At 66.4% G+C, this 4,357-nt stretch carries 6 protein-coding genes and 1 tRNA gene; all 7 read left to right on the plus strand.

All coding sequences use genetic code 11. The features are described from left to right. A partial coding sequence (locus ACM2XV_RS12810; protein ID WP_487027202.1) for a response regulator transcription factor occupies positions 1-398 on the plus strand: 398 nt, incomplete at its 5' end. 138 nt (positions 399-536) lie between these two features. Continuing rightward, positions 537-609, plus strand: a tRNA-Trp gene (locus tag ACM2XV_RS12815). Positions 610-650: 41 nt separating this feature from the next. Beyond that, positions 651-929, plus strand: a complete 279-nt coding sequence (gene secE, locus ACM2XV_RS12820; RefSeq protein WP_344772497.1) for a preprotein translocase subunit SecE — start codon at positions 651-653, stop codon at positions 927-929. 64 nt (positions 930-993) lie between these two features. Further along, positions 994-1,932 (plus strand): transcription termination/antitermination protein NusG, encoded by a 939-nt coding sequence (gene nusG, locus ACM2XV_RS12825; protein WP_344772495.1) that lies wholly within the window; start codon positions 994-996, stop codon positions 1,930-1,932. A gap of 117 nt (positions 1,933-2,049) precedes the next feature. After that, complete coding sequence (gene rplK, locus ACM2XV_RS12830) at positions 2,050-2,481, plus strand: 50S ribosomal protein L11 (RefSeq protein ID WP_344772493.1); 432 nt, start codon at positions 2,050-2,052, stop codon at positions 2,479-2,481. A gap of 68 nt (positions 2,482-2,549) precedes the next feature. After that, complete coding sequence (gene rplA / locus ACM2XV_RS12835; RefSeq protein WP_344772491.1) at positions 2,550-3,239, plus strand: 50S ribosomal protein L1; 690 nt, start codon at positions 2,550-2,552, stop codon at positions 3,237-3,239. A gap of 94 nt (positions 3,240-3,333) precedes the next feature. Beyond that, a complete protein-coding gene (locus ACM2XV_RS12840) occupies positions 3,334-4,065 on the plus strand; it encodes a DsbA family protein (protein ID WP_487027203.1) in 732 nt (243 codons plus the stop codon). Positions 4,066-4,357 lie beyond the last annotated feature (292 nt).

Consider the following 4,357-nt stretch of genomic DNA (forward strand, 5'->3'; position numbering starts at 1 on the left):
TCAGCGACTCCGCCGAAGACGTGGTCGGCGTCATCCGGGCCGGCGCGCGCGGCTACATCACGAAGGGCAGTTCCGGCGCCGAGGTGAGTGCCGCGGTCGTCACCGTCGCCGGTGGCGATGCCGTCTTCTCCCCGCGTCTTGCAGGGTTCGTGCTCGACGCCTTCGGCGCCGCAGCCGGCGAGCAGGCGCAGACCGACGAAGAGCTCGACCGGCTCTCCGCGCGCGAGCGCGAGGTCATGCGGCTCATCGCTCGGGGCTACTCCTATAAAGAGGTCGCTGCAGAGCTGTTCATCTCGATCAAGACCGTCGAGACCCACGTCTCCGCCGTGCTGCGCAAGCTCCAGCTGTCTTCGCGGCACGAGCTGACGGCGTGGGCGCTCGAGCGCAGGCTGCTGTGAGGCACTGGTCGTTTTGCGCCCCCCTCATGCCTCGCCTAAACTGTCCGAGGTAGTTGAAATCTGCCAAGCTTTCCCGTGCCCGAATTCATGATCATCCCGGTCGTGCGTTCTCGGTCTGGAAGAGAGATTTCAGCCCATAGGGCGGTGGCTCAATTGGTAGAGCAGCGGTCTCCAAAACCGCAGGTTGCAGGTTCGAGTCCTGTCCGCCCTGCAAGCCGGCGCTGATGTGTCGGCCCGTGAAAGGTGAGCTGAGTGGCCCGAAAAGTCATCGACGAGCCCAGCGAGGACGTCGTAGCGATTGCGAAGAGACAGCGCGCTGAGCGCCGCAACCCCTTCGCGCGCCTCGCTCTGTTCTTCCGTCAGGTCGTGGGCGAGCTCCGCAAGGTGGTCACCCCGACGCGGGGCGAGCTGTTCAGCTACACCGGCGTGGTGCTGATCTTCGTGATCATCATGATGGCGCTGGTGTTCGGCCTCGACCAGCTGTTCGGCTGGCTCGTGCTGCTGGCCTTCGGTTCCGGTACCGGTTCCTGATCACGGGTCAGACGGTCTGTCGCTGGTGCGTACAGGCCGAGTAACAGAAATGGATTGGTGAGCAGTGGCTAAGAGTGAGCGCGAAGACGTCGATTGGGCGACCGCCGCAGAGCAGTCGGCTGAAGACGACGAGGCGCAGACGGGCAGCATCAACGCGGTCGACGAGGCCGATGTGGATGCCGCCGAGCACGGTGCCCTGCACGTGAGTGGTGCTGACGGCGACGGCGTTGACCTCGACGCAGTGCTCGATGCGATCGCCGAGGCCTCCGACCCCGAGGCCGACGAGGTCGTCGACGAGGCTCTCGAGGTTCCCACCTCGGAAGACGCTGAGGCCGTCGTCAACGCGCTTGAGGACGCCGACGAGGAAGCCGAGGCCGAGGCCGAGGTCGACCCGTACGAGGCGTTCAAGACCGAGCTGCGCATGAAGCCCGGCAAGTGGTACGTCATCCACTCGTACGCCGGCTTCGAGCGTCGGGTGAAGTCGAACCTCGAGAACCGCATCCAGTCGATGGACATGCAGGACTACATCTTCCAGATCGAGGTCCCGATGGAAGACGTGGTCGAGATCAAGAACGGCCAGCGGAAGATGGTCACCCGTGTGCGCATCCCCGGCTACGTCCTCGTTCGCATGGACCTCAACGAAGACAGCTGGTCGGTCGTGCGGCATACGCCCGGTGTGACCGGATTCGTCGGCAACGCGCACAACCCGACGCCGCTGCGCTTCAACGAGGCGTTCGACATGCTGAAGAGCCTTGTCCAGGTCGAGGCGGCTCCGGCCGGTCGCGCGGGGGCCAAGGGCCAGAAGGCCGCAGCCCGCGCCATCCCCGCCGAGGTCGATTTCGAGATCGGCGAGACGATCACCATCAAGGAGGGCTCGTTCGCGGGCCTGCCCGGCTCCATCAGCGAGATCAACACCCAGAGCGGCAAGCTCACGGTGCTCGTCTCGCTGTTCGAGCGCGAGACCCCGGTCGAGCTCAGCTTCGACCAGGTCACCAAGCTGTAAGAGGCGTCCAGCTTCTTCGTCTAAGATTCCACGGTCCACCGCCGGCGTCCGCCGCGCGGGAGAGCGCGCGCTCCATCGCCTGATGGCCAGCGCACTCGAACAGAAAGAAGGAAACCAATGGCTCCCAAGAAGAAGGTCACTGGTCTGATCAAGCTTCAGATCAAGGCCGGCGCCGCGAACCCTGCTCCGCCTATCGGCCCCGCGCTGGGTCAGCACGGCGTGAACATCATGGAGTTCTGCAAGGCGTACAACGCCGCCACCGAGGCGCAGCGCGGCAACGTCATCCCGGTCGAGATCACCGTCTACGAGGACCGCTCGTTCACGTTCGTCCTCAAGACCCCGCCCGCCGCTGAGCTGATCAAGAAGGCCGCCGGCGTGCAGAAGGGCTCGGGCGTTCCGCACACCAACAAGGTGGGCAAGATCACCCGCGAGCAGGTCCGTGCCATCGCGCAGGAGAAGCTCGTCGACCTGAACGCGAACGACCTCGACGCCGCCGAGAAGATCATCGCCGGCACTGCCCGCTCCATGGGCATCACCGTCGACGCGTAACCCCTCACACACTTTCGTGGCAGCGCCGGCCAGGCGCGACGACCACCCTCTCTCAAGGAGAACCAGACATGGCACAGAAGTCCAAGGCCTATCGGGCCGCGGCCGAGAAGATCGAGGCCGGCAAGTTCTACACGCCGGTCGAAGCCGTCAACCTCGCGAAGGAGACGGGCTCGGCCAAGTTCAACTCGACCGTCGAGGTCGCGCTCAAGCTGGGCGTCGACCCTCGTAAGGCCGACCAGATGGTGCGTGGCACCGTCATCCTGCCGCACGGCACGGGCAAGACGGCACGTGTCATCGTCTTCGCGACGGGCCCCGCGGCAGAAGCCGCTCTGGCCGCCGGCGCCGACGAGGTCGGCGGCGACGAGCTCATCGAGAAGGTCGCCGGTGGTTACACGGCGTTCGATTCGGCGGTCGCGACCCCCGAGCTCATGGGCAAGGTCGGTCGCCTGGGCAAGGTGCTCGGCCCCCGTGGCCTCATGCCGAACCCGAAGACCGGAACCGTGACCCCCAACCCGGCCAAGGCCGTCGAAGAGATCAAGGGCGGCAAGATCGAGTTCCGCGTCGACAAGCACGCCAACGTGCACTTCGTCGTGGGCAAGGCCGGCTTCACCGCCGATCAGCTCGCCGACAACTTCAAGGCTGCCGTCGATGAGGTCCAGCGCCTCAAGCCGGCATCGGCCAAGGGCCGCTACATCCAGAAGGGCGCCGTCTCGACGACCTTCGGTCCCGGCATCCCGCTCGACGTCAACGCTCTGTAAGCGAACCGCGTCTTCAGAAAGGCCCGCCACTCGGCGGGCCTTTCGTCATATTGCGGCGGGCAGGCTCTCGACCGACACTGCTTGTATGCGACAAATGTCTGTGCGGTACGCGCCTCGCCGGCGTCGGGTCTGCGCGGCGGCCGGGGTGCTTGTCGCGATGGCGCTCGGCATCGGCGGCTGCTCTCAGGCCTCACCGGTGGCCGAACCCGTGCAGGCTCCCGCTGCGCAGCGTGCCGAGGCACCCCGAGGGACGGACTCGTATGCATTCGCCTTCGGTGCCGGGCCGGTCGCGGTCGATCTGTTCACCGAGGCCGCCTGTCCCTATTGCCGCCACTTCGACGAGGCCACCCGCGAGCGTCTCGCCGCGCTCATCGCCGACGACGAGATCACCTTCCGGCTGCACCCGGTGAACTACGTCAGCGGCAAGCACGGTGACGTCACCGGGTTCTCGACGCGAGCGATGAACCTGCTGGCCGCGATCGCCGACAGCGGGCAGGTCGACAGGGTCCCCGCGGTCTATGGCGCGATCCTCGAAGCGCAGCCGCGTGATGCGGCGGGTCCTGCGCCCACTGACTTCGCGCTGCTCGAGATCGCGAGCGCGCAGGGCGTGCGCCTGTCGGCCGAGCTCAGGGATGCCGTCGAGTCCGGGCGCTGGAATGAGTGGGTCCAGCGCGCCAACGACGCCGCGAGCTCCCGCACGCTCGGTCGAACGGGCACCCCGCTCCGGTACGTGCCGACGGTGCTCGTCGAGGGGCGGCAGTTCGAGGTCCGTGACGATGGAACCGATGTGGCCCGGCTGGAGGCCGCGATCAGGCAGTCGGACTAGGCCGCAGGTCGAGCTCGCCTGACTGCGTCAGGGGCCGGCTGGGCGGGTGCTTCCGCGCAAATCCGCGCGACACGCCCGGGCTGCAGGCGCGATTTGTGGCCCTCTCGACCGGGCTCCTAAAGTAATACTCATCACCCCAAAGGTGCGGCTGAGCTGCTCAGCTCGCCGGCCTCAAGCGGAGATGATCTTCAAGCTTCCAAGAGCCCGCACCGATTTGGTGCGAGAGCCGCGGGCTTGCTAAGATAGACAAGTTGCCCCGGAGCGAATCCGGCCGGATTCCGGTCGGCCGAAT

The sequence above is a fragment of the Gryllotalpicola sp. CP2-P1 genome, from assembly GCF_057512245.1.

Coding starts and splice junctions, on each gene's coding strand:
- rplK (WP_344772493.1), top strand. CDS start 2,050: ATGGCTCCCAAGAAGAAGGTCACTGGTCTGATCAAGCTTCAGATCAAG.
- rplA (WP_344772491.1), top strand. CDS start 2,550: ATGGCACAGAAGTCCAAGGCCTATCGGGCCGCGGCCGAGAAGATCGAG.
- ACM2XV_RS12840 (WP_487027203.1), top strand. CDS start 3,334: ATGTCTGTGCGGTACGCGCCTCGCCGGCGTCGGGTCTGCGCGGCGGCC.